Origin of the sequence: Nocardia concava NBRC 100430 (assembly GCF_000308815.1) — a bacterium.
GTDB lineage: Bacteria > Actinomycetota > Actinomycetes > Mycobacteriales > Mycobacteriaceae > Nocardia > Nocardia concava.
Genome location: NZ_BAFX01000014.1, coordinates 26,084 through 51,676, shown reverse-complemented (window position 1 = coordinate 51,676; position 25,593 = coordinate 26,084). Strand labels below are relative to the sequence as shown.

Genomic DNA, 25,593 nt, shown 5'->3' with positions numbered 1-25,593 from the left:
ACCCTCGCTGGCCTGGTTGCGCGCTCGCAGGATGAGTGCACAACGCAGAACGCGAAGGAGCACGGAAAATGAGCTACGAGAACCTGTCCGGCCGCACCGCCGTCATCGCCGGAGCCGCCAGCGGCATGGGCGAGGCCACCGCACTGCTGCTGGCCCGCAACGGGGCCCGGGTGGCGCTGCTGGCACGGCGCGCGGACCGGCTGGAGACCCTGGCCGCCAAGATCGAGGCCGAGGGCGGGACCGCGCTGGCGGTGGCGGTGGACGTCACCGATTCGGCCAGCGTCACCGCGGCGGCCGAGGCGGTGCGCGCGGCCTTCGGACCGGTCGATCTGGTGGTGAACTCGGCGGGCGTGATGCTGCCCAACCCGATCGCCGACGGCCGCGAGGACGAGTGGACCCGCATGCTGGAGACCAATGTGGCCGGGCGGCTGCGCATGATCCGGGCCTTCCTGCCCGACCTGCTGGCCGCCGGGGACGCGGGCCGGTCCGCCGACCTGGTGAACATCTCCTCCATCGGCGCGCACGTGGCCTTCCCCAGCTACGCGGTGTACGGGGCCACCCAGGCCGCCATCACCCAGCTGTCGGCGGGGCTGCGCACGGAGTTGGGGGCGCGCAAGGTGCGCGTCACCAATATCGAGCCCGGCCTCACCGATACCGAACTGGGCAACCACATCGACAATGCCGAACTCAGCGGCCAACTGGACGGGATGTTCCAGTTCATGGAGTCGCTGCGCGCCGACGACATCGCCGACCTGATCGCCTACACCACCAGCCGCCCGGCGCACGTCAACCTGCGTCAGGTCATCGTCCTGCCGACCCAGCAGGCCTGAGAAAGACCGGCTCTCGGACTCTCCTGCCTACTATCGAGATCATGCGGGTGGGTCGAGGAGTTCAGGGATTTCTGGCATTCGCTCTGCTCCTCGCGGTGGTGGTGGCCACCGCGTGGGCGCAGCAGCCGCACGGGTATCGGGCCGCGGACGGGCCGGTCGATGTGTTCAGCGCCCCACGGGCATTGCGCACCATCGACGAGATCGCCCGGCAGGCCCATCCGGTCGGGACCGCCGAACACGCGAGGGTCCGTGACGTGCTCGTGGAGAAGTTGCGGAAGCTGGGAGCGCAGACCGAGGTTCGCACCGGTATCGGGCGCTTCCCCGGCAGCCTGCGCCAGGACGATCCCAATATCGGACTGGTCCACAACATCGTCGGCCGGATCCCGGGCAGCGATTCCACCGGCACCGTTTACCTTGTCGCCCATTACGATTCCGTCCCCTCGGCCCCGGCGCGAACGATGACGGCGCGGGTGTCGCCGCCATTCTGGAGGCCGTCCGGGCGGTGCGCGAGAGCCGCACCAACGTGCTGCGCAACGACCTGGTCGTATTGTTCACCGACGGTGAGGAACCCGGCCTGCTCGGCGCGGAAGCCTTTGTCGCGGAGGGCGGTTACGACCGGGAGCACGGTGTCGTCATCAATCACGATGCCCGCGGGGCGGGCGGCCCGGCGCTGCTGTGGCGGCTGACCCGGCCCGAGGGCGCGCTCATCGAGGCGGTCGCGAAGTCGGTTCCGCATCCGAACAGTGATTCGGCGACCACGTCCGTGGCGGGCGACGCCACCTCGAGCAATACCGATTTCACCTCGTTCAAACCCGGCGGGCTGCGGGTCCTCGACTGGGCCTTCGTGGGCAAGAGCGCCTACTACCACTCGCGGCTGGACGATCCGGCGCACGTGAATCTGGCGACGCTGCAGCAGCTGGGCGACAACACCCTCGCTCAGACAAGGGAATTCGGCGGCAAGGACCTCCGCGATATCGGCGACTCGTCGAATCCCGCGTTCTTCCCACTGCCCTTCGGGCTGCTGGTGGTCGTGCCGGTCTGGGTGATCATCGCACTGGCCGTGATGATGGTGCTCGCGGTGGCGTGGACGATCCGGCAGGTGCGCCGCACCGGTGAGGCGTCGATCAAACGCGTTGCCCTGGCGGCGATTACCTCGGTGCTGACCGTCCCGCTCGCCTGCGCCGCCGTCGTCGGCCTGTTGCTGTTGCTGCGCGAGATCCAGCCGCGGTTCGCGAGCGCCCCGGTCGATCCCTTCCGGCCCGAGTTCTACCACCTCGCGGTGCTGGCGCTGTCGATCACGGTCCTGCTGGCCTGGTATGCCTTCGCGCACAAGGTTTTCGGACCCACCGCCGCTCCCGTCGGCCTGCTGACCGGGACGGCGCTGATCGGCGCGGTGTTCACCGCGTTCGCGCCCGCCGCGGCCCAGATGATCGTCGTGCCCGCGTCGGCGGCCGCGCTCGGCGTCGCCCTCACCTTCCTGGTTCCCGACCGGTGGCGGCTGCCGCTGCTCACCGTATTCCTGCTTCCCACAGCCATTTTCACCGGTCTCACCGTCTGGTCCGGCATTCAAGCCGGGCTCGGCACCGCACCGTTCCTGGTCGCGCCGGTGACGGTGCTGTTCGGTGGACTGCTCCTGCTGGTGCTGGTCCCGTCGTGGCCGAAGCGGCGCGGCTGGCCGGTGCCGCTCACCGCCGTGCTGATCGTCGCCGCCCTGACCGCGGCCGGGCTGGCCGTCGACCGGGTGGACGATCAACATCCGCGCCGCACCCAGCTCGGCTACGCGCTGGACGCGGATCACGGTGAGGCCCGGTGGATCTCGACGCTCGCGCCCGACGACTGGACTCGCGCCTTCGTCACCCATACCGCGCCCGGACCCCGCTACGACGGACTGTGGGAAAAGATGGTGTCGAGCGGACCGGCACCGGTGCAACAGCTTCCGGCCCCGGTCGCCGAGGTCCTCGCCGACACCACCGACGCCGGAGCCCGCACGGTGCGGCTGCGGCTGACCTCACCGCGCGCCGCGACCCGCATCGACCTGAAGTGGGACAGCGCCTTCCGCTCGCTGCGCGTCGCCGGTCGCGAGATCACGCCGGCGCCCGCCGACGGATTCCACTTCTACGCCATCCCGGCCGAGGGCATCGAGGTGGAGCTGGTGGCCCCGGCCGGACCGCTCACGCTGCGGCTGGCCGACTACTCCTGGCTCCCGGACTCACACCTCGATGCCCTGCCGAAACCGCCGGGCGACATCGACTTCCGTCAGGACTGCGCCGCCACCGTGTTCAGGACGGTGGCACTGCCGTAACCGACGAGCTGCCCGATGGGCAGTGCCCCGAGCCGCCCGTGATGGTCGAGTTCGCCGTCACCGCGCCAGCAGCCCAGCTCGCCGGTGCGGTACATGCGCTCGCCCGGGGCTCCGAACGGATCGGCCACGAATCGGGAGCCGGAGACCCCGGACCGGCGGTGGTAGCCGCGCGCCAATCCCTGTCCGGCGACATAGATCTCGCCGACGACTCCGGGCGGCATCTCGTTCAGCTTCTCGTCCAGGACATAGCAGCGGGTGCCGACCACCGGGCCGCCGATCGACACCGCCGCATGCGGGGCGACCGGCTCGTGCGGGCGGCTCATGGTGGCGCACATGCCCGCCTCGGCCCAGCCGTAACCGCTCACGAACGACCGCCCGTGCGACCAGATCCCGGTCAGCTTGGCCGGGCAGGCCGCGCCCGCGGTGGCCAGCAGCCGCAGCTGCGGCAGCGGCTCCGCGCCCGGCAGGGTGGCCAGGATGTGCGGGGTGAGCACGGCGTGGGTGACGCCGGCCTCGGCCATCAGCTCGTAGAGGTCCGCGCCCGCGTACGGTCCGGCCGGGGCCACCACCAGCGTCGCGCCGGAGGCCAAGGCCAGCAACAGTTCCCACACCGCGGTGTCACGCCCCGGCGCGGCGGCGGCCAGCACCCGGGCGTCCGGGTCGGAGTCGCAACGCTGGGCCTGGGTGACCACGAGATTCGCGAGCCCGGCGTGGGTGACGGTGGCGCCCCGCACGATGCCGCTCGACTCGTGCGGGTAGACCACGTAGGCCGGATGCGTCAGCCGCAGCGGCCGCACCCGTTCCGCATCGGTGATCGATGCCGCGAGCGGAGCCGACCACACCCCCGCCGCACCGGGCGCGCTCTCACCGCTGGTCCGGCGCAGCGGCGCCTGCGCGCCCTCCGCCACCAGCTCTCGGGCGCGCGCGTCGAGCACCTGCGGGTCGTCACCGTCGCCCCCGAACCGCTCGATGGGTCCGACGACGGGCACCGGCAGCCACTCCCCGGCGGCCAGGGCGGGCAGCTGATCGCGGCGATAGTCGCTCGTAATCCCGGCGACCGCACCGGAATCCAGCAGGATCGGCGCTATCCGGGCGGGCGGGGCGTCCGGGTCGACGGCCAGGAAGGCGGCCCCGGCCTGCGCGACCGCGCACACCGCCACCACCCACTCCGGCGAGCGCGGCAGCGCCACGGCCACCACGTCCTCCGGGCCGACGCCCGCGCCGATCAACCTGCGCGCCAGACCGTTCGAATGCTCGGTCAACTCGCGATAGGTGAGGGTGCTCCCCCCGCACACCACGGCCGCGGCGTCCGGATCATAGGACGCGGCGCGGGTGAGCAGCTGGGGTAGCGTCAGGGCGACGGCGGTGCTGGTGTCGTTCCATTTCCGTAGCTGCCGTTGCCATTCGAAGACGGAGTCGCCGGAACGGGCGGACTCGGCGGTGTGGCCGGTGCCTGCCGAGGCGGTATCGCAAACATCCGGAGAATCGGCGAGCATTGTCCCTCCCGGAGTCGAGACCTGCGGATTGCGCGCGAGCGCGGCGGTTTCGCGCTCCGACTGCGGACAGTACAGCACCGGGGCAGCAATCCACTGCTATTCCAATCGTGCCGCAGCGGACGATGATCAGGCGTTATGTGGACATGCGATCAAAACCGACGGCGTCACGACGTGTGGACCACGACGCGCCCCAGATTGCGCCGGGTCTCGATGAGTTCGAGCGCGGCATCCATCTCCGCCAGCGGCAGCAGGGTGTGGCGCGGGCGAATCCGGCCGTCGGCCAGCAGCTTCCACAATTCCGCGCGCCAGGCGTCGAGCAGGTCGGTACGGGTGCGGCTGAGCAAACCCATGGAGAAGCCGGTGACCGTCTTGAGCTCGCCGAGCAGAGTGTTGGCGTCGAGGCTGCCGCCGAAGGCGCTGAAGGCGATCAGACGGCCGTGCGGGGCAAGGGTTTCCACGCCGCGCTGCACCATGTCGGCGCCGACGCCGTCGAGGACGATATCCACCTTCTCGGTCCAGACCTGGTCGTAGGTAAGGACCTCGTCCGCGCCGCACGCACGGAGGAACTCCGCCTTGTCGGCGCTGCTGACCGCCGCGATCACCCGCGACGCGCCCAGCGCCTCGGCCAGCTGCACCGCGAGGTGGCCGACACCGCTGGCCGCACCGGTGACGAGTACCGATTCGCCCGGCGCGAAGCGCGCGGTCTTCAGCAGACCGAGTGCGATGACGCCGCCGCGCACCAGGGCCAGCGCGTCGGCCGCCTCGACCCCGGCCGGGATCTCGGTCATCAATTGCGGCATGGCCAGGGCGAATTCGGCGTACGCGCCCTCGAAGACCACTCCCCCGACCCGCCTGCCGACCCACTCGGCGAGCTCCGGCCCGGCCGCGACTACCGTGCCCACGATCTCACCGCCGTCGGGGCCGTTGTCGCGCCCCAGCATTCGCACCAGGCCGAGGTGCACACCCGCCAGCTCCGTGCGCACCAGCAGCTGACCCGGGCCGGGCACCGGCTCGGCGGCGGTGACGACGGCGGGACGGCGACCGGAGAACTGAATCTTGCGCATCGGTAAGGCCTTTCGATCGAACCCGACGGTGCCGTCGAGCTTTATTAGGTTCGACCTAAATTTAGGCCAGTGGGGATTCGTATGTCAAACCTAAAAAAGCGCGACGGCCGTCCGAAGACGACCGCCGCGCTCGACGTGCGGGGACCTGCTAGTTGGAGACCTTCTCGCGCTCCTCGACCGCGTGATGCTTCGAACCCCACCCCACATGCGCCTCGGCGCGCATGCGCTCGACCATGTGCGGGTAGTGCAGCTCGAACGCCGGACGCTCCGAACGAATCCGCGGCAGCTCGTAGAAGTTGTGCCGCGGCGGCGGGCACGAGGTGGCCCACTCCAGCGAGTTGCCGTAGCCCCACGGATCGTCCACGGTCACGACCTCGCCGTAGCGGAAGGACTTGAAGACGTTCCACACGAACGGCAGCATCGACGCGCCCAGGATGAACGACCCGATGGTGGAAACGGTGTTCAGCGTGGTGAATCCGTCGGAGTCCAGGTAGTCGGCATAGCGACGCGGCATGCCCATCGCGCCCAGCCAGTGCTGTACCAGGAACGTGGTGTGGAAGCCGATGAACGTGGTCCAGAAGTGCCACTTGCCCAGCCGCTCGTCGAGCATGCGGCCGGTCATCTTCGGGAACCAGAAGTAGATGCCCGCGAAGGTGGCGAAGGCGATGGTGCCGAAGAGCACGTAGTGGAAGTGCGCGATCACGAAGTAGGTGTCGGAGACGTGGAAGTCCAGCGGCGGGCTCGCCAGGATGACGCCGGACAGACCACCGAATAGGAACGTCACGATGAAGCCGATCGCCCAGAGCATCGGCGTCTCGAAGGTCAACTGCCCCTTCCACATGGTGCCGATCCAGTTGAAGAACTTCACACCGGTCGGAACCGCGATGAGGAAGGTCATGAACGAGAAGTACGGCAGCAGAACGGCTCCCGTGGCGTACATGTGGTGCGCCCACACCGCGATGGACAGCGCCGCGATCGCGAAGGTCGCGTACACCAGGGTGGTGTAACCGAAGATCGGCTTGCGGGAGAACACCGGGATGACTTCGGAGATGATGCCGAAGAACGGCAGCGCGATGATGTACACCTCGGGATGCCCGAAGTACCAGAACAGGTGCTGATACAGGATGCTGCCGCCATTGGCGGGGTCGTAGATGTGGCCGCCCAGGTGCCGGTCGTAGGCCAGTGCGAAGAGCGCGGCGGTCAGGATCGGGAAGGCCACCAGGATGAGGAAACTCGTCACGAAGATGGTCCAGACGAAGACCGGCATGCGGAACAGCGTCATGCCCGGGCAGCGCAGGCAGACCACCGTGGTGATCATGTTGACGCCACCGAGGATGGTGCCCAGACCGGAGACGGCCAGACCCAGGATCCACAGGTCCCCGCCCACGCCCGGCGAGTGCACGATGTCCGACAGGGGTGTGTACGCGGTCCAGCCGAAGTCGGCCGCGCCGCCGGGGGTGATGAAGCCGGCGGTGGCCATGAGCGCGCCGAAGAAGTACAGCCAGTAGCTGAAAGAGTTCAGACGCGGGAAGGCCACGTCGGGCGCGCCGATCTGGATCGGCAGGATCACGTTCGCGAAGCCGAACACGATCGCCGTGGCGTAGAACAGCAGCATGATCGTGCCGTGCATGGTGAACAGTTGGTTGAACTGCTCGGGCGAGAGGAACTGCATACCCGGGCGGGCCAGCTCGGCGCGCATGAGCAGCGCCATGATGCCACCGATCAGGAAATAGGTGATGGCCGTGGTCAGGTACATCATCCCGAGCATCTTGGGGTCGGTCGTGGTGATCGCCTTGTAGATGAACGAGCCCTTCAGGCCGCCGCGCGCCGGGAACGGGCGGGCCCACTCGACGTTCTGTTCGGGCTTTGGAGCAACTGCTGTCACCACGTCCTCCTCGGGAGGGGTTCCGTCCAGCTCTACCAATCGGGGCACATAGAACGGCGCACAGCGTACCTACAGCAAATCGATCTTCGCCGAAAACACTCCGGTTAGGGTGAATCGGGATCGAAATGGAAGATACTGCAGGGCAATCTTCGAGCCTGCATCGGCATCCGCCATCTCACACGCCGGCGGACCGAGTGTTGCGCCGTCGTTCACGCACGATTCATTGGCGCTGTCACGAAATCCTCATAGGCCGCGATTCAATATCTGAATCATGTCTCGATCCACGCGCACCCGCCTCGCCACCGCAGCCGTGGTCGCCACCCTGGGCACCCTGCTCGCCGCGGGGGCGGCCACCGCCACCGACGAACCCAAAGCCGTCATTCACGATCGCGCCACGGTGACCGCGCGGGTCACCGGCGAGAAGCCGGGCAACAAGTGTCAGATCGCGGCCGCCGATGTGAGCGGGCCGTGGGGCACCGTCGGCGCCGACGGGACGGTCACGCTGACGCTCGGCTCGGTGCGCAGCGACGCCAAGAACCTGCGGGTCATCTGCGAGGATCCCAAGCGCGGCGATGCCAGCCTGCACACGGTCCGGGCGGACCGGGTCAACTTCGACGGCATCCTCTCCCCGATCCGCCAGATCATGCACAACCGCTTCTTCCGAGCGCACTGATCAGTGCCCGGCGCGTGAGGCAGCCACCGCCGCGCGAACGGCGGGGACCGTCTCGGTGGCGAAATGGTGTGTGGCGGCTTCGCCTTCGGGGTCGACGGGGAGCAGGAATTCGCTGATGCCGTGGGTGAGGGCGACCTCGGTGAGTTGGGCGGGGGTCATGGTGGGGTCGATGACGTAGGCGCGGCGGATGAGGGCGGGGACGCGGCCGGCGGCGCGGGCGCCGGTGTCGATGGCGGTCATCAAGGCAGGCAGGTTGGCGGGCGGGGCGTAGCTGAAGCTGCCGAGCCAGCCGTCGGCGAGTTCGCCGGTCATGCGTAGTGCGCGGGGGCCGTAGACGCCGAGCCAGATGCCGATCGAATGTGCCGGTGGCGGACCGGGTTTCGCGCCACGCAGGGGGTAGTAGTCGCCGGGGAGGTTGGTGCGTTCACCCTCGCCCCACAGGGCGCGTAGCACGCCGATCGCCTCGCGCAGGGCGGTCAGTGCCTGACCGGGAGTGCGGCGGGTGCCGCCCATGGCCTCGATGGCGTCCCAGAACGCGCCCGCGCCCAGCCCGAGTTCCACGCGGCCGCCGCTGAGCAGGTCGAGGCTGGCGGCGCTGCGGGCCAGCACCGAGGGCGGGCGCAGCGGCAGGTTCGCCACGGCGGGCATGAGGGTCAGCTTGCGGGTGACGCCGGCCAGGTAGGACAGCAGCGTCCAGGTGTCCAGGAAGGCGGGCTGATACGGATGATCCTGGACGGCCAGCACTTCCAGCCCGGATTCGTCGGCCTGGCGGACCAGGCGCAGCAGCGGACGCCCGCGCGCCGCCTCGGGCGGAACGAAGATCCCGAACCTCAGCTCATGTCCGTAATCCGCCATAGCGAATATCAAGTTACTCCCGGACCGGAGGCGGCGGGGCAATATCGCGTCGGCTCGGCGAGTCCGGTTGACCGCCCGCGTTTCAGATCGTGATCAACCGGCAACCCGATTCCATAATCGTTGCCGGGCAACGCATTACAATCGGAGACGGGCCGACCGCGGCCGCGGCACGGTCCTTTCGGCAGTCGGGCCGCACGCCGGGCCGGCCGGGGTGAAGGGACGGGCGGGGTGCGGGTTCACAGCACGGTCGACGTGGCACACAAGCACCTGACGAAGGTCGATCCCGCGGCGCTGACGCACGCGCGGAACCGCTTGGCGGAGACCGGAATCGCGCGATTGGGCTTCTTGCTCCCACACCGGGTCAAACGCATGCTGGCAGCCGAGGCGCTGGGCCTGCTCGACCATCACCGGCAGTGGGGCGAACTGCTGCCCGAGGGCGAGGGCGGCGCCCGCCAGCGGGTGGACCTGACCGAGCAGCAGGTGGCGGCGCACGCGTCCTGCATTCCGGCGCTCTACGACTGTGAACCCTTGCGGCGCAATCTTTCCGTCATCGCCGCGGAGCCGGTGCTGGCCCGCCCGGACGAGCACCGTTACACCGTCAGCCGCCTGCACCACGACGACGCACCGGGCCAATGGCATTGGGACGACTACGCTTTCGCCCTGATCCTGCTGGTCGAATGCCCGCCGCTGGCGGACGGCGGCTTCGTGCAGACGGTGGCCCACACCCGCCGCGACTGGGATCACTCCGATGTGTACCGGACCTTGACGCGCAATCCGATTCACTCCTGGGAACTGCATCCGGGCGATCTGTACCTGCTGCGCGCCGACACCACCCTGCACCGGGTGCACCCGTTCGTGAACGGACGCCGCACCACCGTCGCCATGAGCTTCACGACCGTCAAGGCTGCTGAAGGTTTGCTCACTCGGCGAGAGTGAGCTGAATCATATAGAGTGGTAACCTGATTCACCGTTAACGCAAGCGGGGGGCAGCGTCGCCGCACCGTGCTTCCGCTCCGGGTTGTCCTGCCCGTTTTCCCGGCAGTTCCGCCCTCACGTTCTCAGGCGACTCCCATGGATCTTCTCAATCCGCTCGACGCGATCTTTCTCGCGATCGAATCTCGTGAACACCCCATGCACGTGGGCGGTCTGCAGCTGTTCGAGCCACCCGCCGACGCGGGTCCCGAATACACCCACGAGCTCTTCGAGGCCATGGCCGCCCAGACCGACGTGCGCACCCGTTTCCGCCGCAAGCCCTCACGCCTGCTCGGCGGCTTCTCCAGCCTCGCCTGGTCGCATGCCGAGACCGTGGATCTGGGCTACCACCTGCGGCGATCCGCGCTGCCCGCACCCGGCATGGACGATCTGCTCGACCTCACCGAGCGCCTGCACGGCATCCTGCTCGACCGGCACCGCCCGCTGTGGGAGGGCCGGCTCATCGAGGGCCTGGCCGACGGCCGCTTCGCGGTCTACATGAAGATGCACCACGCCCTCATCGACGGCGTCTCGGCCATGCGGTTGCTGCAGCGCACCCTCACCGACGACCCGTTCGACACCCGGATGAACGTCCCGTGGGTCACCCCGCCGGTGCCGCGCGACGACACCGTCGAAACCGAAAGCCCTTGGGCGCAGCTGCGCCGGGCGGTGCCGCGCATGCTGCGCGCCACCGGCTCGATCGCCGCACCGTTGCGGGGCGTCATCGACGGCCGGCTCACGCTGCCGATGACCGCGCCGCGCACCCTGTTCAACACCTCCATCGGCGGGGCCCGGCGCATCGCGGTGCAATCCTGGCCGCTGGAGCGGATCAATGCCGTGCGCGCGACCACCGGGGCCACCGTCAATGACGTGGTGCTGGCCATGAGCGCCGCGGCCCTGCGCGCCTACCTGCTCGAACACGACGCACTGCCGGACGAGCCGCTGATCGCCATGGTGCCGGTCAATGTGCGCAGCGCCGCGGAAGCCGATGTCTCCGAGGGCAATATGGTCGCGGCCTGCCTGGCGAATCTCGGCACGCACATCGCCGATCCGGCGCAGCGGCTGGCGCTCATCAGCGATTCCATGCGCGAGGCCAAGAAGGTGTTCACGCAATTGCCGAAGCTGGAGGCCATGGCATTGTCGGCGGCGCTGATGACGCCGCTCGGGGTGTCGCTGCTGCCGGGCTTCGAGGCGTTGCCGCGCATGCCGTTCAATCTGGTGATCTCGAATGTGCCGGGGCCGCGGAAACCGGTCTACATGCAGGGTGCGCGGCTGGACGCCAATTACCCGCTCTCGATTCCGTTCGAATCGCAGGCCGTGAACATCACGGTGACCACCAATGGCGACAATCTCGACTTCGGACTCGTGGGCTGCCGCCGCACGGTGCCGGATCTGGATCGCATGATCGGCCATCTGGAGAACGGTCTGGCCGAACTGGAGAAGGCCACCGCCTGACGCTTAACTACGCTGTTTCGCGTGGAGACATCGTGGGCCGAACTGCGCGAAGACTGCCTGATCCTCGAGGATGAGGCGGTTCTGGCGTTGAACAAGCCCGCGGGGATATCGGTGACGGGCGAACGCCACGACACCGACATCGTGGAAATGGCGGCGGCACAGGGCGAGACGCTCTACCCGGTGCATCGCATCGACAAGGTCACCTCCGGCCTGGTCCTGCTGGCCAAGGAGTTGCCCGCGCACGGCGTGCTGACCCGTCAGTTCAACAAGCGCACCGCGCAGAAGGCGTATCTGGCCGTCACCGCCTCCACCGGCCTGCCCGACCGCGGCGTCGTCGACCTGCCGCTGAGCGTGGGCCGCAAGAACCGGGTTCGGATCGCCGCGCCCCGCGAGAGCATTCGGCGCGACGGCGACACCTGGCTGGTCGACGAGCAGGATGTGCTCGCGGGCAAGAACTATCCGTCGGTCACCGAATTCGCCACCGTCGCCCGCACCGACGCGCATACCGTGCTGGCGCTGCGCCCGATCACCGGGCGGCGGCATCAGATTCGCGTGCACCTGGCCTGGATCGGCCACCCCATCGTCGGCGATCCGCTCTTCGACAAGTCCGGCGCGTTCGCGCGCACCCATCTGCATTCGTGGCGTTTGACCCTGGACGCACCCTGGCGTCCGAATGGTCTACTGGAACTCGAGGCGGAGCCGGGAGCGGATTTCTGGCAACCCGGCGCGGAGCCGATCACCGACGCCCCGCGGCAACTGCTGAGCAGCGCAAGCGAACTCATGACCGGCGTCACGCGCGGCTCCCATTGATATTGGTTGGCTATATTGGGTGGCGGGTCTCACCGGCTCACATCGGGGCAGGTCAATTAGCCTGTTTCAGGTGACCGCGGTGCGGCGGCACGGCCGGGCGCGACGACGCGGCCCATGACAGAAAGCGAACGCCGATGGTTCTGCTGGCTCAGCTCAGTGACACCCATTTCAATATGGGCGCACGCAATGTCGAACGCGTCGAAAGGGTCATGGCGTTTCTCGCCGAGCTGCCGCAGCGACCGGATCTGATCCTCGTCACCGGCGATATCGCCGACGAGGGCGAGGTCGAGGAGTATCAGCAGGCGCGCGCGGCGCTGGTCGCCGACGTTCCCGTGCTGGTGCTGCCCGGCAATCACGACGATCGCGGCAATATGCGGCAGGTGCTGTTCGGCCGGGACCCGGGCTACGAGCCCATCAACAATGTGCACCGCGGCGACGGCGTGACCGTGGTGCTGCTGGACTCCAGCATTCCCGGCAAGCCCGAAGGCCGCTTGGAAGACCAGACCTACGCGTTCCTCGAGGACGCGCTCGCGCAGACCGCCGCCGACGACACCGTGCTCATCGCCATGCACCATCCGCCGATGCCGGTGCAGTCCACGGTGGTGGATCCGATCCGCCTCACCAATCCCGAACGGCTGGCCGAGATCGTGGCGGACGACGCGCGCATCGCCGCCGTCCTCACCGGGCACGTGCACGCCGGGCTCATGACGCAGTTCGCGGGCAAGCCGCTGATCGTCGCGCCCAGCGTGTCCTCCACCATCGGATGCGAATGGGAAACGGCCGCACCGGGACACGTGCCGATCGACTTCGCGCCGGACCCGTCGCTGGTGTTCCACTCGATCACCGACACCGGGCTGCTGTCCATGTTCCGGCCCGTCGGGATGGGCGGCTGGCTCAGCGAACCGACGGAGTGACCACACCCCGCCGGTAGACCGACGGGGTTGTGCCGGTCCAGCGCTTGAAGGCGTGGATGAATGTGGACGCCTCGGCGTAGCCCAATCGGATCGCCACATCGCTGACCGATAGCGGTGTGGCGGTGAGCATTTCCTCCGCGAGCGCGCGGCGCACCTCGTCCAGCAGCTGCCGGTAGCTGGTGCCCGCGGCGTCCAGGTGGCGCCGCAGCGTGCGGGTGCTCATATTGAGATCCCTTGCCACGGAATCGATTCCGGGCGGCACCGCGAAACCGTCCAGCCCGCCGCGCGGGACCAGGCGGCCGCGCACCTCGGCCGCGATGCCGGTGCGGGCGCGGCGGCGCGAGACCAGGTCCCGGCATTGCGCCAGGCACATGGCCCAGGTGTGCTCGTTGGCCTGGGGCAGCGGCTGGTCCAGCATCGCCGGGTCCAGGGTGAAGGTGGTGTGCGGTTGATCGAAATGCGGTCGGAGGCCGTAGATTTCGGTGTAAAGGTCGAGATTCTGCGGGGCCGGGAAGTCGAAGTCGGCGCGCAGCAGGTCGACCGGGTGGCCGAGCAGGTCCGCCAGCACCTGGTGCATGGCCGTCACATCGCGTTCCACCAGGAAGCGGCGGACATCGGCGGGCACCCGCTCGTCGTGGATGCGGGCCACGAACTCACCCGGCTGAAAGCGGGCCGCCGGGATGCAGAAGGTGAAGCTCAGTTCCAGATAGCGCAGCGCGAAGGAGATGGCCTCGCCCAGGGTGGGGCTGCTGACGCAGGCGAATCCGAAGATGCCGAAGGTGGAGATCCGGTATCGCCGCCCCACCTCGAGGCCCAGGCTGGGCCGCGTATTCAACTCCCGCACCAGATTCCGGATCACCGCCAGCTCGGTGTGCGCGTCGATCTGCGCGTCCGGGTCCGCCAGCTGCTTCTCGGTGAGACCGCTGCCCTGCAGCATGCGCGCCGTCGGCACCCCCTGCTCGCGCGCGAATCGCACCATGAGCGCGACGCTCGCCACGCCGCGTGGGAAGTCCCAATCCCTGATTCCCGGCTCCTGCACCGTGCTCATCATCCGATTATGGCCGAAATTCTCGATCAGGTCGCCCACTAAATCGGACGCCCGCTCCTACAGTGAGAAGGGACGTCCAATGTGAGGAGCACCACAATGCCGTCGGTCATCATCATCGGTGCGGGATTCGGCGGGCTCGCCATGGCGATCGAATTGCAGCGCAATGGCTTCCACGAGTTCACCATCCTCGAGAAGGCCGCCGACCTGGGCGGAGTGTGGCGGGAGAACACCTATCCCGGGGCAGCCTGCGATGTGCCGTCACCGCTGTACTCCTTCGCGCACGAGCCCAAACCGAAATGGCGGCAGCGATATTCGCTGCGCGAGGACATCTGGGAGTACATGCGCGAGGTCGCGCGGCGGCACGACCTGTTCGACGCCATCGTGTTCGGGGCGGAGGTGACCGAGGCGGAATTCGACGAGTCGACCGGTCAATGGACGGTGCTGACCGCCGACGGTGTGGCGCGCACCGCCGACATTCTGGTGTCGGCGGTCGGGCAGCTGTCGCGACCGGCCCTGCCGGCGATTCCCGGCATCGAGCGCTTCGCCGGGGAATCGTTCCATTCCGCGCTGTGGGATCACGATGTGAAGCTGGACGGAAAACGGGTGGCCTGCATCGGCACCGGGGCCAGCGCCATCCAGTACGTGCCCGAGATCCAGCCGAAGGTGGCCGCGCTGACCGTCTTCCAGCGCACCGCGCCGTGGGTGCTGCCCAAATTCGACACCGATTACAAGCCGGTGCATCAGCGGATTCTCATCGAGATTCCGGGAATGCCGGTGGCGGAACGGTTCTCGTGGTGGCTCATCGCCGAATTCGTGGCGCTTGGGCTGGTGGAATTTCCGGGCATCGTGCGCATGGTCTCGCGGATCGCCGAGAACCATCTCGAGGAGCAGGTCACCGATCCGGTGCTGCGCGCCAAACTCACCCCCGACTACCCCATCGGCTGCAAGCGCGGGCTGTTCTCCAACGACTTCTATCCGGCTCTGTGCGAACCCAATGTCGAGGTCGAGACCACCGCCATCGCCGAGATCGTCCCCGAGGGCGTCCGCACCGCCGACGGCGTGCTGCATCCCGCGGACGTCATCATCTACGGCACCGGATTCAAGGGCACGGAATTCCTGTGGCCCATGAAGATTCGCGGCCGCGGCGGCCGCAACCTCGCCGACGTCTGGGACGGCGGCGCCCACGCCTACCTCGGCATCACGGTCCCCGAATTCCCCAATATGTTCATGCTCTACGGCCCCAACACCAACCTGGGCGTCGGCTCCATCATCTACATGCTCGAATCCCAGGCCCGCTACATCCGCCACGCCACCCAACTCCTCGCCGAACGCCCCGGCACCTACCTCGAAGTCCGCCCCGACGCCGAACAAGCCTTCAACGACTCCCTCCAATCCCGACTCGCCCGAACCCCCTGGAACTTCTGCACCAGCTGGTACCGCACCCCCTCCGGCCGCATCACCAACAACTGGCCCGGCACCACCCGCAGCTACCGCCGCCGCACCCGCAAACTCCACCTCCCCGACTACACCTTCACCCGGATCGGCTAACCCCCCGACTCCGCCTTCCCACCCTCGAACTCACCGGTCTCGGGGTTGAAATGCAGCATCACCCGGGATTGATAACTGGTCAGCGCCGAAAACGCCCCCGTCCCGCTCGCCAGAATCACCACTCCCGCAATCCATGACACATGCCAGAACGCCGCCACCACCCCCACACAAGCCCCACCCAACCCCAATGATTTCGCCACCGACGTCAAAATCCCCAACCGCGGATAGCCCGCCGGCACCGGCCAATCCTCCACCAGCACCATCACCCCCAAATGCGGCAACGCCACCGCCCAGGCGATAACCGCGATCATCGCCGCCACCCCCATCGACGACGCGGTCAAAAACGCCTGAACAATAACCGTCCCAATAGCAATCAACCCCCCATACATAAGCCTGTCCTGCCGCACCCAAGCAGCCCGCTCCTCCGGCCCCGTATGCGCCGCCAACCACTCCTCATCCTCGCTCATATCCCCATCGTCAGCGATCACCAGGAAATAGCCACACCACCCGGACCGCGTGTCGACGAGCCGCCTCAGACCGCAGATGCCCGCTGCACAAGATCCAGCAGAGCAGGAGAAATCTTCGGGGCGGCCTCCCCCATTTCGACGGCGCGCTGCCCTATGCACTGATCGAGGTAGCCGACCTGATCACCATCGAGCCACACCAAACCTTCGCGCGCTGGATCATTCCACCGGATGCGCCATACGAGATGAGGACTCGATGACCGGGGTATCGGAAGCGGCGCCCGTCCCCCGAATCCGCTACGACGTCGGAGTCCGGTGCTATCTCGGGTTGCAGCAATTCGCCCGCGAGGTGGATCAGCCATACGAACGCCTTCAGCTGGCGGCTGCATGGTCCGATCTGGGTTCCCGCGCCCGTCATATCTATCGGCCGCTGGCCGGGTTGGCCGCTCCCGATGATCCAACGATGGCGACCCGACGTATCCGCCGGTTGCGGTCCCGTCCCCTTCCACTGGCCCGAGCCGACCATCCTCTACGCCGACACCACCACCATGTGCCGACTCCACCGAGTCAGCCCCGCCGGCCTGTGGCAGCGAATCGAACGCCACGAACTCGCCGCCCCCGAAGTCTGGGTCGACGGAAAGCCCGGCTGGCCGATTCGATAGCGGCCCAGCTTCAAGATCAGGGAGCTCTCAGTGCGAATTTTTGTGCGGATTACCGCGCTGAGAGCTCCTTGATCTTGTTGCTCACGCGGTGACGGAACCAGCGGCGAGGGGCTGGGCGGCGGCGGTAGGCCACTGCGGTGATGGATCGGCCCAGCGAGTTGGTGACGTAGAAGTGGTCGGCGCCGAGGGTCGCTGCGGCGTGGGCGATCTCGTCGATCGAGGCGTGGATGTCGCTGGCACCGATGAGGCTCAATTGCAGCTCGACCGTACCCACCGGGTCGAAACCGCTGGACGGAGCCTTGTCGAGTTCCTCCGCTCTGGAACGCATCAACCCAGCCTAGAGGCGATATCGATCGAGGGTGGGGCGCGTGAGTGCCACCTGCATAGCCACGGTGGTGTACCAGCCGATCAGCTGGGTCATCTCGATCAGGGTCGGCTCGTCGAAGTGCTCTCGGAGCCGCTCGAACAGTGTCTCCTCCACTGCGATCCGCCGGACCAGTGCGTCAGCCAGCTCCATCGCGAGAAGCTCGGCCGGTGACCAGGTTTCGACGGCGGGCTTTTCTTCACGCGTATCCGCGATCTCCTCGACGCTCAGACCCATGAGTGCCGACAGTCCGATCCCCACATGGAGATTCCACTCGTAGTCGTTCGTCGCCGCATGACAAGTTCGCAGTATCAGCAACTCTCGCAAGCGCTGACCCAGCGTCCCACGATCGAACAGTCCAGTGGCGCCCAGCGTCCCGTTGTCCACCAGATTCAAGAACAACGACTCATTTCGGGCCACAATCCGATACAACACCGGCGGCTCCACATTCGGCGGTAACACCTGCCCGAACCGCTCTTGCAATGCTTCTGAATACGGTGCCTCGACCGGCGCGACTCTCGACATGCGTCCGTCCTACCACCCTGCGCCACCTAATGCGTTGCGCTTCAGCGGTTTTGCACGAGGGACTGCATCCGATTCCGGGGATGGATGTCTACTCGGCGAAGGATTCGAGGCCGGCTTGCCAGGCGGCGGAGAGGTCGGCGTCGGGTGGAAATCGGCCGTCGATCTCCAGGCTGACCATGCCGTGGGCGAAGGCCCAGAGGGCTCGAGCCTGGGCAGGGTCGCCGCCTACCGCTGCGAGAAGGGGTTGGGCCGTGCGCTCTTCCAATCCCGGGGGAAGGAGGTCTCGGCGGAGGGGGCGGTAGTTCATGAGGCGGTAGATGTGGGGGTGTGCGAGGGCGTAGTCGCGGTAGGCCTTTGCGATGGCGGTAAGGCCTTGTGCGGAAGCTGTTTCCAAGGCTTCGGCCATCTCCGCGAAAGCGTCTGCTACCACCAGGGTTTCGAGGGCGGTCTTGTCCGGGACGTGTTTGTAGAGGGACGGTGCCTTGATTCCCAAGGCCTCGGCCACATTTCGCATGGTGAGGGCTTCGGGGCCCTGGTCGTCCAACAGCGCGCGAGCGGCGGCGGCGATCTGCCGCTGCCGCTCGGTGAGCGTTTCGGTGGGGTCAGGCACGGAGGAAGCCGTCCGGGGTACGCAGGCCGTAGCCGGCGATGCGGTCGATGGCGATGTGCAGCATCCAGGCCAGCAGGAAGGTGAAGAGGGCCGGGAGTTCCAGGGCACCAAAGGAGTACGCGATGGCGAGGGCCAGGGGGATCCAGGTGCGGTGGGCGGTGTTGTAGAAGGGGACCGCCTGGCGGGGCAGTTGGCCCTGCTGCACAGGGTCTTTCGCGCCGATCGCCGCGAAGAAGGTGAGGTCGGGGGCGATGAGGCCGGCGACCAGGGCCAGCCAGGAGCCGGTGCCGTGGTTGACGCCCTCGAGGATGGCGAAGGCCGCGAGGAACAGTGCCCAGGTGATCCACGCGGCCTTGCGGAGGGTGGCGGGGAGACGGTGATCGGTGGCGGTCGGCAGGTTGGCGGCGATGGCGGTCATCGGACCCTCCGGGGCTTCTAGCAGCGGCTAACGTTGTTAGCCACTACGTTAAGGCTAATGCCGTTAGCCTGTCAACCCCGGGTCGATTCAGGCCGCCATCGACTCGGCCGCGGGCTCGCTCACCGCGGCGGGCTCGTCCTCGCGAAAGCCGGGCAGGTAGCGATCGACGTACGGGATCATGAGCTGGATCAGCGGCCCGATGCCGAACGCGTACAGCACCGTGCCCACACCCACGCTGCCGCCGAGGATCCAGCCGATCGACAGCACCGTCGCCTCGATCCCGGTGCGAATGACCCAGACCGGTTTGCCGGTTCGCCGAACCAGGCCAGTCATCAGGCCATCGCGCGGCCCCGGCCCCATGCCCGCGCCGATGTAGAGCACCGTCGCCACCGCGTTCAGCACCACGGCCGCGCCCATCGCCCCGATCCGCACCGGCAGCGCGTGCAGCTCCGGCAGCAGCCAGAGCCCTGCATCCACCGAGACGCCGATGACCACCACATTGCTGACCGTGCCCAGACCGGGCCACTGCCGCAAGGGAATCCAGGCCAGCAGCACCACGGCACCGGTGATCGCCACGATCGTGCCGAAACTCAACGGCAGCTGATCGGCCACGCCCTGATGGAACGCATCCCACGGGTCGAGGCCGAGGGCGGCGCGAATCATGACGGCCATGGAGAAGCCGTACAACCAGAGTCCGGCATACAGAGCGATGAGGCGGCGCAACAGCATTGCCCGAGCATGGCAGTGACTGGCATGCAATAGATAGATCCAGTTGCCAATTACTGGCCTTTCAGCTGGATATATTGTTTTGTACTAGAAACCGCGAAACGCCGGGTCGCGACGCGCGGAACGTCGTTGACCGCGGAACGACCCGGCAGTACTTTTGGTTCTCCGATGCGCCGGCGTTCTTATCGGCGCGAAGTGCGAGTCCGTGGTCTGGAGCGTCGGGTGATTGACGCTGGAGGGCGTTATGCGGCGGGATGACGCATATATCGGGGCACGCGCGCGGCGAATGTCGGGGCATTCACACGGATTTCGACGATGGTGGCGGATCGGACTCATCGGGGCCGTCGCGGTTTTGGCGGCGGCGATAGCGATCCCCGGCACCCGCGCCGACATCCCCTATCCGGATGACGATCCGTTCTATGCGACACCGATCTCCTTGGGGGAGTTCGCAAATGGGGCAATCCTCAACTCGCGACCCATCGCGGTGTTCGGACTCCCGCTCCCGGTGGCGGGCTGGCAGGTGCAGTACCGGACCACCGACTCCGCAGGCGAAGCCGTCGCCGACATGGCGACCGTGATGGAACCCCTGACTCCCTGGACCGGCCCGGGCGACCGACCGCTGCTGTCGTATCAGATCGCCGAGGACAGCCTCGGAACCCGATGCGCGCCCTCGTTCGCGCTGCGCGGCGGCCGCGACTTCTCGATCGCCACCACTCTGCTCGACATCCCCTTCCTGGCCGAGGCGCTACGCCGAGGCTGGGCCGTGGTGGTGTCCGACTACGAGGGCCCGCAATCCCGGTTCTTCGACGGCGTGAACTCCGGACGGGCCGTACTGGACGGCGTCCGCGCCGCCAAATCCTTTGCACCCCTGGGCATCACCGACAACAGCCCGCTCGGTGCGTGGGGTTACTCGGGCGGCGCGTTCGCGACCCTGTGGGCCATGCAGATACGGGAGAGCTACGCACCCGAACTCTGGTTCGCGGGGGTGACCTCCGGCGGCGTGCCCACCGATATCCCCGCCATCGCGCGCGGCGTCGACGGCACCTATCAGGCCGGGCTCGCGGTGCTCATCCTGATCGCCTTGGCGCGCAATGATTCCGGGTCCGGCCTCGCCGATGCGCTCAATGACACCGGGCACGCGGTCATGGCCCAGGAGGCCACCTCCTGCGGCGGCGACCTGGTGGTGCACCAGTTCTTCCGGCACGTGGACGACTTCGCCACCGACCCGGGCATTCTCGACAGCCAGCCGTTCCGGACCGCCACCAACCACCAGGAGCTGGGCGGTTGGGCCCCGGACGTGCCGCTGTACCTGTACCACAGCAATGCCGACGACGTGATCCCGTCGGCGGGCTTCAGCGCCCTCGTCGACCGCTACTGCGCGCTCGGCGCCACCCTCACCGCCGTGCACTCCACGATTCCCGGCCACAACCCCGCGGCCCTCGGAGAAGCATTGGGGGCCATGAACTTTCTGTCGGACCGCTTCGCGGGCGCGCCCGTGGTTGCCGGGTGCACCGTGCGCTGAACCCAGCACGGCGCACCCGACGTCTCGGGATCAGTTGGGGTTGGCCCACTTGGTGGTGCCCGGCGTGGCCGTCAGGGTGCTGATCAGGTCGACACCGGCGATGAGCAGAGCCGGACCGCCGACCACCAGGGTGCCGATGATCGCGCCGATGCCCGCCGCGACCGGAACCGTCGCCAGACCGAAGGCGCCGCCGAGGAATCCGATGGCGCCGACCGCGGCGCCGATGGCCAGGCCGACGAAACTGCCGATGGCCGTGGCGATGCCGAACTGGCTGGTGAAGTTCTGCATGGCCAGCTGGTTCTCGGACAGCGAGGCCACCGGGTGCAGCACCGGCGTGGCCGCGGCGACATCCTTGACCGCGGTCAGGCTCAGGGTGCCGCCGTCCGCGCTGACATTGCCGGGCAGCGGGTAGCTCAGGCCGTCCTGTTCGAAGGCCAGCGGCAGGCTGAGCACGACGTCGCCCGCGGCGTCCTTGACGTTCACCGATCCGCCGGCCAGCTCGAAGCTGCCGTTGGTGAGGGTGGTGACGACGGAATTGCCGACCAGCTGGGTCTGGTAGCCGATATCCGGCACCGCCGAATCCGCGTGCGCCACACCGGCTCCGGCGATGGCGACAGCGGTGACGACCGGCGCGGCGACCGCGGTGATCTTACGCAGCAACATGGGTTGTCCAATCTTCATCAGGTGTTCGTGGCAACACGCGGCTCAGTACTGAGAATTCCCCCTTGTCGAATCCGCGAGCCGTGTTGCGTTCAGCAACGCGTTCTACAGCGCCTTACGGTAACGCGCGACACCGACACCCCGAATAATTTTCGGCTCGAGTGTCGTTAAAAGACCAGTTCGACCGCGATGCCGACCCCGCACACCAAAGCCATCACCAATAGCGCAACCGCATCACCGCGTCCGGGTTTGCCAGGGCGGGCGGTCAATTCGCCGGTGCCGCCGCGCGTCGTGATGGCCTCGCCGAGTTCGCCCGCGCGCCGGCTCGACACCGCCATGCTCGCGGTCAGAATGTCGACCAGCGGATTGTCCGAGGCCCGGTGCAGCAGCGAATCCTTGGGCCGCAGTTTGCGCGCGGCACGCAGCACCCGCATTTCCTCGAGCAGCAGCGGCAGGCCGCGCAGGGTCAGCGCCACCACCACGGCCCACTCGTCGACCGGGACGGTGTGCCGGACACCGCCGCGGGTCCAGCCGATCTTCTTCAATGGCGCGCCGAGTTTGGCCAGCGCGGGCGCGATCTCGCCCATCGGCGTGGTCCAGGCGACCAGGAACGATGCGCCGAGCAACAGGAATCCGAAGAGCACGACCCGCGCGTATTGCAGCAGCGCCGACGTACCGACCGGCACGTTGATGGCCGCGCCGATCGCGATGCCGACCCACACCAGCCACGGGAAGCGCGGCAGGGTGCCCAGCGGCAGCTTCGCCAGCACGAACACCGCCGCCAGGAAGACGAACGCCACCCCGAGCAGCGCCCAGGACGGAATGAACATGAGCAGCACGCTGACGACGAAGACGCCGATCATCTTGGTACCGGCCCAGAGTCGATGCACCGGGCTGTCGACCGGGACCTCGCGGAGAACGACACTGCTCATCGGACGCCTCCGCTGACATCGTGGGACTCGAACGCGGCTGCGGCGGAATCGTTTTCGACCAGACGCCCGTCGCGCAGATGGACGGTGCGGTCGCAGACGGCTTCCATATCGGCCACGTCGTGCGAGATGACGATCAGGGTCAGGCCCGAATTCCGTAGTCGGGCAAGCAGATCCACGACACCGGCGCGGCCCTCCGGATCCAGTCCGGCCAACGGCTCGTCCAGCACCACCACCTGCGGATGGCTCGCGACGATCGCCGCCAGCACCACGCGTTTGGCCTGACCGCCGCTGAGTTCCTCGATGGAACGCGAGGCCAGCGCCCGATCCAGGCCGACGGCGTCGAGGGCCTTGGCGACCGCGTAGGTGCCGCGGCCGCCCCAATCCTCGATCTCCTCACCGACGGTCTGCCGCTGCAACTGCAGCCGGGAATGCTGAAAAGCCAGCTGTACGGCCCCGATTCGCTTGTGCACCGGACGGGTCCGGGTGAATTCGTGCAGATCGCAACTGCCCGTGGAGGGTTGGGTGAGCCCCGCCATGATCCAGGCCAGCGTCGACTTGCCGGAGCCGTTGCCACCCACGATGAGCAGGGCCTCGCCGCGGCGCACGTCGAGGTCGATGTCGTGCAGGGCGGGCGCCTCCCACGGGGTGCCTCGGTTGTAAGTGTGTCCGACGCCGCGCAATTCAAGGATGGTCTCGCCCATGGGGCGCTGCCGCGGATCGCTCATCGGGCGTGGCCAGGCGGGCAGATGCTCGACGGCACGACCGCCAGCCAGATGGACCACGCGGTCGGCGGCGGCCGCGTCGGCCTCGTGGTGGGTGACCAGTACAACCGCCATCGGATGGCGTCGGGGCAGGGCAGCGAGCAGCGCTACCAGTTCGCGGCGGCCTTCCGGATCGATCATCGAGGTCGCCTCGTCGGCGATGAGCAGCGTGGGCTGCCGGGCCAGGGCGGCGGCCACGGCCAGTCGCTGCTGCTGGCCGCCGGACAGGGTCGCGGTCTCGCGTCCGCCCATTCCGGCCAGCCCGACCTCGGCCAACAGGCCCTCGATATCGACCTCGGCCGCGTAGTCGGTGGGCAGACCCCACACCACGTCATCGGCCACGAGCACGCCGAGGGTCTGACTCTCCGGGCGCTGCAGCACCATGGCGGTGCCGCCGCGCACACCGAGTCCCGCCGCGCCCGGGCGGGTGACGGTGCCGCCGGTGGGCGGGCGGCCCGCGAGAATCCTGGTGAGCGTGGACTTTCCGGATCCGTTGTGGCCGACGATCGCGACGAATTCGCCGATGTCGACGGTCAGATCGATGCCGGACAGCGCGTCGGCGCGCGCACCCTGATAGCGGAAAGCCACGTCCCGCAAGGTGACCGGCAGTGGCGATACGGGACGGTCGTCCTCGGGCGCGTCGAGCAGGTCATTGCGGCCCGGCAGCCAGGTCAGGCGGTCCAGTACCGACCCGAGCACGAACCACGACACGATGCCGCTGACCACCATCGCCGCGATGATGCCGCCGCCCACGAACGCCCACCACCAGTGCAGCACCGTATCGGTGAAATCGGCAACCGCCCGCCCCAGCGGTTCCAGCGAAGACTGCCGCGCCGCAATGTTTTCCAGGCCTTTCGCACTGTTGCGGATAGCGTCGAACAGCAGGTGCCGCGACCGCGCGAACACCAGCAGCAACCCGACCGTCAACGCCGCCATGATGGTCCCGGCCAGTGCCGACAACACCACCACCGCGGGCAATCCACCCCGCCGCCGCTTCACCGTCCCGACGATTCCGCCGATGATCGCCACCCCGACCAGGTTCTCCGCCGCCAGCAGGCCCGCCGCCACGAACGTCACCAGCGTCGCCGCGATGGCGGTCGCCAGCTGCGTCCGGAACCGATACCTGTGCGCCAGCAACCCCATCGGCACCGCCGCCACCAACTGCAACGCCGCGGCGAACGGCACCAGCGACCCCACGGTCACCAGCCCCACGGTCGCCCCGCCCAGCACGGCCCCCGTCGCCAGCTCGATGGGCCGCAACGCCCCCTTGGGCAGCGCTACCTCGGAACTCCCGGCGCTGGGCCCGCCAAGTCCCGCAGCCAGGCCACCGCGAATCCGGTACGAATCGGTCACGCCTTCCAGTCTGCCGTGTCCGACCCCTTACCCACCGCCACCTCTCAACATCTCCACAGAGTCGGAGCACGATGATCACAACCCTGCCCGGCCGTGCGCGGGTCAGCCGGACGCGCCCCGAGTGTCGATGAGGTCGGCGAAGATTTGGGTTATCCGGGCGGTGAGGGCTTCGGGGGTGGTGCCGGATTGGGTGGCTCGGAGGGCGAATTTGCCGTCGACGGTCAGGGAGGCCATGCCGTGGGCGAGGGACCACCAGGCCAGGGCGAGGGTTTCGGCGTCGGTGGCGGGGAGGAAGCCGGAGGTCACGGCCTCGGTGACGGTGGATTCGAGGACGGCGAAGGCGGCGTCGCCCGCGGCTTCGGTGGCGGGGTGTTTTTCGGGCTGGGAGAGCTCGGGGCGGAACATGATTCGGAAGTAGGCGGGGTGGTCGCGGGCGAAGTCTACGTAGCCGGTGGCCATGGCGATCAGGGCGGCGCGGGGGGTGGGGGCGGATTCGCGGGCGGAAGTCATTGCGGCGCCGAGGATTTCGAAGCCGCGGGCGGCGAGGGCCGACATCAGGGCGGCGCGGTCGGCGAAGTGGTGGTAGGGGGCGCCGGGGCTGACGCCCGCCTCGCGGGCGACCTTGCGGAGGCTGACGGCGGCCAGGCCCTCGGACTCGATCAGCTGCAGGGAGGCGCGCAGTAGTTCCTCGCGGAGGTCTCCGTGGTGATAGCGGTCCTTGGGCGGCATGGGATGAGCGTAAAG

25 protein-coding genes and 1 pseudogene are annotated in these 25,593 nt (G+C 68.0%); 10 read left to right on the top strand and 16 right to left on the bottom strand.

Translation table 11 applies throughout. The features are described 5' to 3' along the window. The first annotated feature begins 68 nt into the window (after window positions 1-68). A complete protein-coding gene (locus ON43_RS04175; RefSeq protein WP_040803695.1) occupies window positions 69-830 on the top strand; it encodes an SDR family oxidoreductase in 762 nt (253 codons plus the stop codon). Here the strand turns inward: ON43_RS04175 and ON43_RS04170 are convergent. Then, window positions 797-1,255, bottom strand: coding sequence for a hypothetical protein (locus ON43_RS04170; protein ID WP_040803694.1), 459 nt, complete (start codon window positions 1,253-1,255; stop codon window positions 797-799). The two genes, ON43_RS04175 and ON43_RS04170, sit on opposite strands and share 34 nt — an antisense overlap. Before the next feature lie 26 nt (window positions 1,256-1,281). Between ON43_RS04170 and ON43_RS04165 the strand changes: the two are divergent. Beyond that, window positions 1,282-3,132: pseudogene (locus ON43_RS04165) on the top strand (M28 family peptidase); the annotation flags it as partial. Here ON43_RS04165 and ON43_RS04160 read toward each other — a convergent pair. From ON43_RS04160 to ctaD, 3 genes are all read right to left on the bottom strand, one after another. Next, the gene (locus ON43_RS04160) at window positions 3,087-4,628 is read right to left on the bottom strand and encodes an AMP-binding protein (protein ID WP_157513893.1); all 1,542 of its coding nucleotides are present in this window, start codon (window positions 4,626-4,628) and stop codon (window positions 3,087-3,089) included. The pseudogene ON43_RS04165 and the gene ON43_RS04160 sit on opposite strands and share 46 nt — an antisense overlap. A gap of 164 nt (window positions 4,629-4,792) precedes the next feature. After that, the gene (locus ON43_RS04155; protein ID WP_040803690.1) at window positions 4,793-5,692 is read right to left on the bottom strand and encodes a quinone oxidoreductase family protein; all 900 of its coding nucleotides are present in this window, start codon (window positions 5,690-5,692) and stop codon (window positions 4,793-4,795) included. Between the two features lie 148 nt (window positions 5,693-5,840). Next, a complete protein-coding gene (ctaD, locus tag ON43_RS04150; RefSeq protein ID WP_040803771.1) occupies window positions 5,841-7,577 on the bottom strand; it encodes an aa3-type cytochrome oxidase subunit I in 1,737 nt (578 codons plus the stop codon). 271 nt (window positions 7,578-7,848) lie between these two features. Between ctaD and ON43_RS04145 the strand changes: the two genes are divergently transcribed. After that, the gene (locus tag ON43_RS04145) at window positions 7,849-8,250 is read left to right on the top strand and encodes a hypothetical protein (protein ID WP_157513892.1); all 402 of its coding nucleotides are present in this window, start codon (window positions 7,849-7,851) and stop codon (window positions 8,248-8,250) included. On the opposite strand, the gene ON43_RS04140 is transcribed toward ON43_RS04145, so the two are convergent. Continuing rightward, on the bottom strand, window positions 8,251-9,105 hold the full coding sequence (locus ON43_RS04140) for an LLM class flavin-dependent oxidoreductase (protein WP_040803688.1): 855 nt from the start codon (window positions 9,103-9,105) through the stop codon (window positions 8,251-8,253). A 252-nt stretch (window positions 9,106-9,357) separates the two neighbouring features. Here ON43_RS04140 and ON43_RS42110 point away from each other — a divergent pair, with 252 nt between their 5' ends. The 4 genes from ON43_RS42110 to ON43_RS04120 all read left to right on the top strand — a co-directional run bounded on the left by ON43_RS42110 (window position 9,358) and on the right by ON43_RS04120 (window position 13,256). After that, window positions 9,358-10,041, top strand: a complete 684-nt coding sequence (locus ON43_RS42110; RefSeq protein WP_051177867.1) for a HalD/BesD family halogenase — start codon at window positions 9,358-9,360, stop codon at window positions 10,039-10,041. A gap of 135 nt (window positions 10,042-10,176) precedes the next feature. Then, a complete protein-coding gene (locus tag ON43_RS04130) occupies window positions 10,177-11,532 on the top strand; it encodes a WS/DGAT/MGAT family O-acyltransferase (protein ID WP_040803685.1) in 1,356 nt (451 codons plus the stop codon). A 21-nt stretch (window positions 11,533-11,553) separates the two neighbouring features. After that, window positions 11,554-12,342 (top strand): RluA family pseudouridine synthase, encoded by a 789-nt coding sequence (locus ON43_RS04125; RefSeq protein WP_040803682.1) that lies wholly within the window; start codon window positions 11,554-11,556, stop codon window positions 12,340-12,342. Between the two features lie 134 nt (window positions 12,343-12,476). Next, window positions 12,477-13,256 carry a phosphodiesterase gene (locus ON43_RS04120; protein WP_040803678.1) on the top strand — a complete coding sequence of 260 codons (780 nt, stop codon included), beginning with the start codon at window positions 12,477-12,479 and terminating at the stop codon, window positions 13,254-13,256. Here the strand turns inward: ON43_RS04120 and ON43_RS04115 are convergent. Beyond that, window positions 13,237-14,304 carry an AraC family transcriptional regulator gene (locus ON43_RS04115; protein ID WP_040803767.1) on the bottom strand — a complete coding sequence of 356 codons (1,068 nt, stop codon included), beginning with the start codon at window positions 14,302-14,304 and terminating at the stop codon, window positions 13,237-13,239. The genes ON43_RS04120 and ON43_RS04115 overlap by 20 nt on opposite strands. 96 nt (window positions 14,305-14,400) lie before the next feature. Between ON43_RS04115 and ON43_RS04110 the strand changes: the two genes are divergently transcribed. Next, window positions 14,401-15,852 (top strand): flavin-containing monooxygenase, encoded by a 1,452-nt coding sequence (locus tag ON43_RS04110; protein WP_040803675.1) that lies wholly within the window; start codon window positions 14,401-14,403, stop codon window positions 15,850-15,852. Here the strand turns inward: ON43_RS04110 and ON43_RS04105 are convergent. Beyond that, window positions 15,849-16,319: a hypothetical protein gene (locus ON43_RS04105; RefSeq protein WP_157513891.1), complete on the bottom strand. Its 471-nt coding sequence runs from the start codon at window positions 16,317-16,319 to the stop codon at window positions 15,849-15,851. The two genes, ON43_RS04110 and ON43_RS04105, sit on opposite strands and share 4 nt — an antisense overlap. 449 nt (window positions 16,320-16,768) lie before the next feature. Here ON43_RS04105 and ON43_RS04095 point away from each other — a divergent pair, with 449 nt between their 5' ends. Further along, window positions 16,769-16,978, top strand: coding sequence for a hypothetical protein (locus ON43_RS04095; protein ID WP_040803666.1), 210 nt, complete (start codon window positions 16,769-16,771; stop codon window positions 16,976-16,978). Between the two features lie 49 nt (window positions 16,979-17,027). Here the strand turns inward: ON43_RS04095 and ON43_RS04090 are convergent, their stop codons facing one another. The 5 genes from ON43_RS04090 to yczE all read right to left on the bottom strand — a co-directional run bounded on the left by ON43_RS04090 (window position 17,028) and on the right by yczE (window position 19,624). Beyond that, on the bottom strand, window positions 17,028-17,306 hold the full coding sequence (locus ON43_RS04090) for a hypothetical protein (protein WP_040803663.1): 279 nt from the start codon (window positions 17,304-17,306) through the stop codon (window positions 17,028-17,030). A gap of 9 nt (window positions 17,307-17,315) precedes the next feature. Next, window positions 17,316-17,867, bottom strand: a complete 552-nt coding sequence (locus ON43_RS04085; protein WP_083913153.1) for a carboxymuconolactone decarboxylase family protein — start codon at window positions 17,865-17,867, stop codon at window positions 17,316-17,318. 88 nt (window positions 17,868-17,955) lie between these two features. Next, window positions 17,956-18,477 (bottom strand): TetR/AcrR family transcriptional regulator, encoded by a 522-nt coding sequence (locus ON43_RS04080; protein ID WP_040803660.1) that lies wholly within the window; start codon window positions 18,475-18,477, stop codon window positions 17,956-17,958. Next, a complete protein-coding gene (locus ON43_RS04075) occupies window positions 18,470-18,895 on the bottom strand; it encodes a DUF4260 family protein (RefSeq protein WP_051177865.1) in 426 nt (141 codons plus the stop codon). Before ON43_RS04075 ends, ON43_RS04080 begins: the two co-directional genes overlap by 8 nt. Before the next feature lie 87 nt (window positions 18,896-18,982). Further along, window positions 18,983-19,624, bottom strand: a complete 642-nt coding sequence (gene yczE, locus ON43_RS04070) for a membrane protein YczE (protein ID WP_040803657.1) — start codon at window positions 19,622-19,624, stop codon at window positions 18,983-18,985. A 241-nt stretch (window positions 19,625-19,865) separates the two neighbouring features. Between yczE and ON43_RS04065 the strand changes: the two genes are divergently transcribed. Beyond that, on the top strand, window positions 19,866-21,143 hold the full coding sequence (locus tag ON43_RS04065; RefSeq protein ID WP_083913152.1) for a lipase family protein: 1,278 nt from the start codon (window positions 19,866-19,868) through the stop codon (window positions 21,141-21,143). A 30-nt stretch (window positions 21,144-21,173) separates the two neighbouring features. Here ON43_RS04065 and ON43_RS04060 read toward each other — a convergent pair whose 3' ends face one another. From ON43_RS04060 to ON43_RS04045, 4 genes are all read right to left on the bottom strand, one after another. Further along, the gene (locus tag ON43_RS04060; RefSeq protein ID WP_040803654.1) at window positions 21,174-21,806 is read right to left on the bottom strand and encodes a DUF8020 domain-containing protein; all 633 of its coding nucleotides are present in this window, start codon (window positions 21,804-21,806) and stop codon (window positions 21,174-21,176) included. A gap of 164 nt (window positions 21,807-21,970) precedes the next feature. Further along, entirely contained in the window at window positions 21,971-22,735 is a 765-nt protein-coding gene (locus ON43_RS04055; protein ID WP_040803652.1) for an energy-coupling factor transporter transmembrane component T family protein, read from the bottom strand. Continuing rightward, entirely contained in the window at window positions 22,732-24,771 is a 2,040-nt protein-coding gene (locus ON43_RS04050; protein ID WP_040803759.1) for an ABC transporter ATP-binding protein, read from the bottom strand. Before ON43_RS04050 ends, ON43_RS04055 begins: the two co-directional genes overlap by 4 nt. Window positions 24,772-24,951: 180 nt before the next feature. Then, entirely contained in the window at window positions 24,952-25,578 is a 627-nt protein-coding gene (locus tag ON43_RS04045; protein ID WP_040803649.1) for a TetR/AcrR family transcriptional regulator, read from the bottom strand. Window positions 25,579-25,593 lie beyond the last annotated feature (15 nt).

Bases quoted from the DNA above. Each gene is read 5' to 3' on its own strand.
- ON43_RS04145 (WP_157513892.1), top strand. From the start codon at position 7,849: ATGTCTCGATCCACGCGCACCCGCCTCGCCACCGCAGCCGTGGTCGCC.
- ON43_RS04075 (WP_051177865.1), bottom strand. From the start codon at position 18,895: ATGACCGCCATCGCCGCCAACCTGCCGACCGCCACCGATCACCGTCTC.
- ON43_RS04170 (WP_040803694.1), bottom strand. From the start codon at position 1,255: ATGGGCGACAAGGTAAACGGTGCCGGTGGAATCGCTGCCCGGGATCCG.
- ON43_RS04160 (WP_157513893.1), bottom strand. From the start codon at position 4,628: ATGCTCGCCGATTCTCCGGATGTTTGCGATACCGCCTCGGCAGGCACC.
- ON43_RS04090 (WP_040803663.1), bottom strand. From the start codon at position 17,306: ATGCGTTCCAGAGCGGAGGAACTCGACAAGGCTCCGTCCAGCGGTTTC.
- ON43_RS04110 (WP_040803675.1), top strand. From the start codon at position 14,401: ATGCCGTCGGTCATCATCATCGGTGCGGGATTCGGCGGGCTCGCCATG.
- ON43_RS04095 (WP_040803666.1), top strand. From the start codon at position 16,769: ATGATCCAACGATGGCGACCCGACGTATCCGCCGGTTGCGGTCCCGTC.
- ON43_RS04115 (WP_040803767.1), bottom strand. From the start codon at position 14,304: ATGAGCACGGTGCAGGAGCCGGGAATCAGGGATTGGGACTTCCCACGC.
- yczE (WP_040803657.1), bottom strand. From the start codon at position 19,624: ATGCTGTTGCGCCGCCTCATCGCTCTGTATGCCGGACTCTGGTTGTAC.
- ON43_RS04055 (WP_040803652.1), bottom strand. From the start codon at position 22,735: ATGAGCAGTGTCGTTCTCCGCGAGGTCCCGGTCGACAGCCCGGTGCAT.
- ON43_RS04060 (WP_040803654.1), bottom strand. From the start codon at position 21,806: ATGTTGCTGCGTAAGATCACCGCGGTCGCCGCGCCGGTCGTCACCGCT.
- ON43_RS04120 (WP_040803678.1), top strand. From the start codon at position 12,477: ATGGTTCTGCTGGCTCAGCTCAGTGACACCCATTTCAATATGGGCGCA.
- ON43_RS04045 (WP_040803649.1), bottom strand. From the start codon at position 25,578: ATGCCGCCCAAGGACCGCTATCACCACGGAGACCTCCGCGAGGAACTA.
- ON43_RS04175 (WP_040803695.1), top strand. From the start codon at position 69: ATGAGCTACGAGAACCTGTCCGGCCGCACCGCCGTCATCGCCGGAGCC.
- ON43_RS04065 (WP_083913152.1), top strand. From the start codon at position 19,866: ATGCGGCGGGATGACGCATATATCGGGGCACGCGCGCGGCGAATGTCG.
- ON43_RS04140 (WP_040803688.1), bottom strand. From the start codon at position 9,105: ATGGCGGATTACGGACATGAGCTGAGGTTCGGGATCTTCGTTCCGCCC.
- ON43_RS04130 (WP_040803685.1), top strand. From the start codon at position 10,177: ATGGATCTTCTCAATCCGCTCGACGCGATCTTTCTCGCGATCGAATCT.
- ON43_RS04155 (WP_040803690.1), bottom strand. From the start codon at position 5,692: ATGCGCAAGATTCAGTTCTCCGGTCGCCGTCCCGCCGTCGTCACCGCC.
- ON43_RS04085 (WP_083913153.1), bottom strand. From the start codon at position 17,867: ATGTCGAGAGTCGCGCCGGTCGAGGCACCGTATTCAGAAGCATTGCAA.
- ON43_RS04105 (WP_157513891.1), bottom strand. From the start codon at position 16,319: ATGAGCGAGGATGAGGAGTGGTTGGCGGCGCATACGGGGCCGGAGGAG.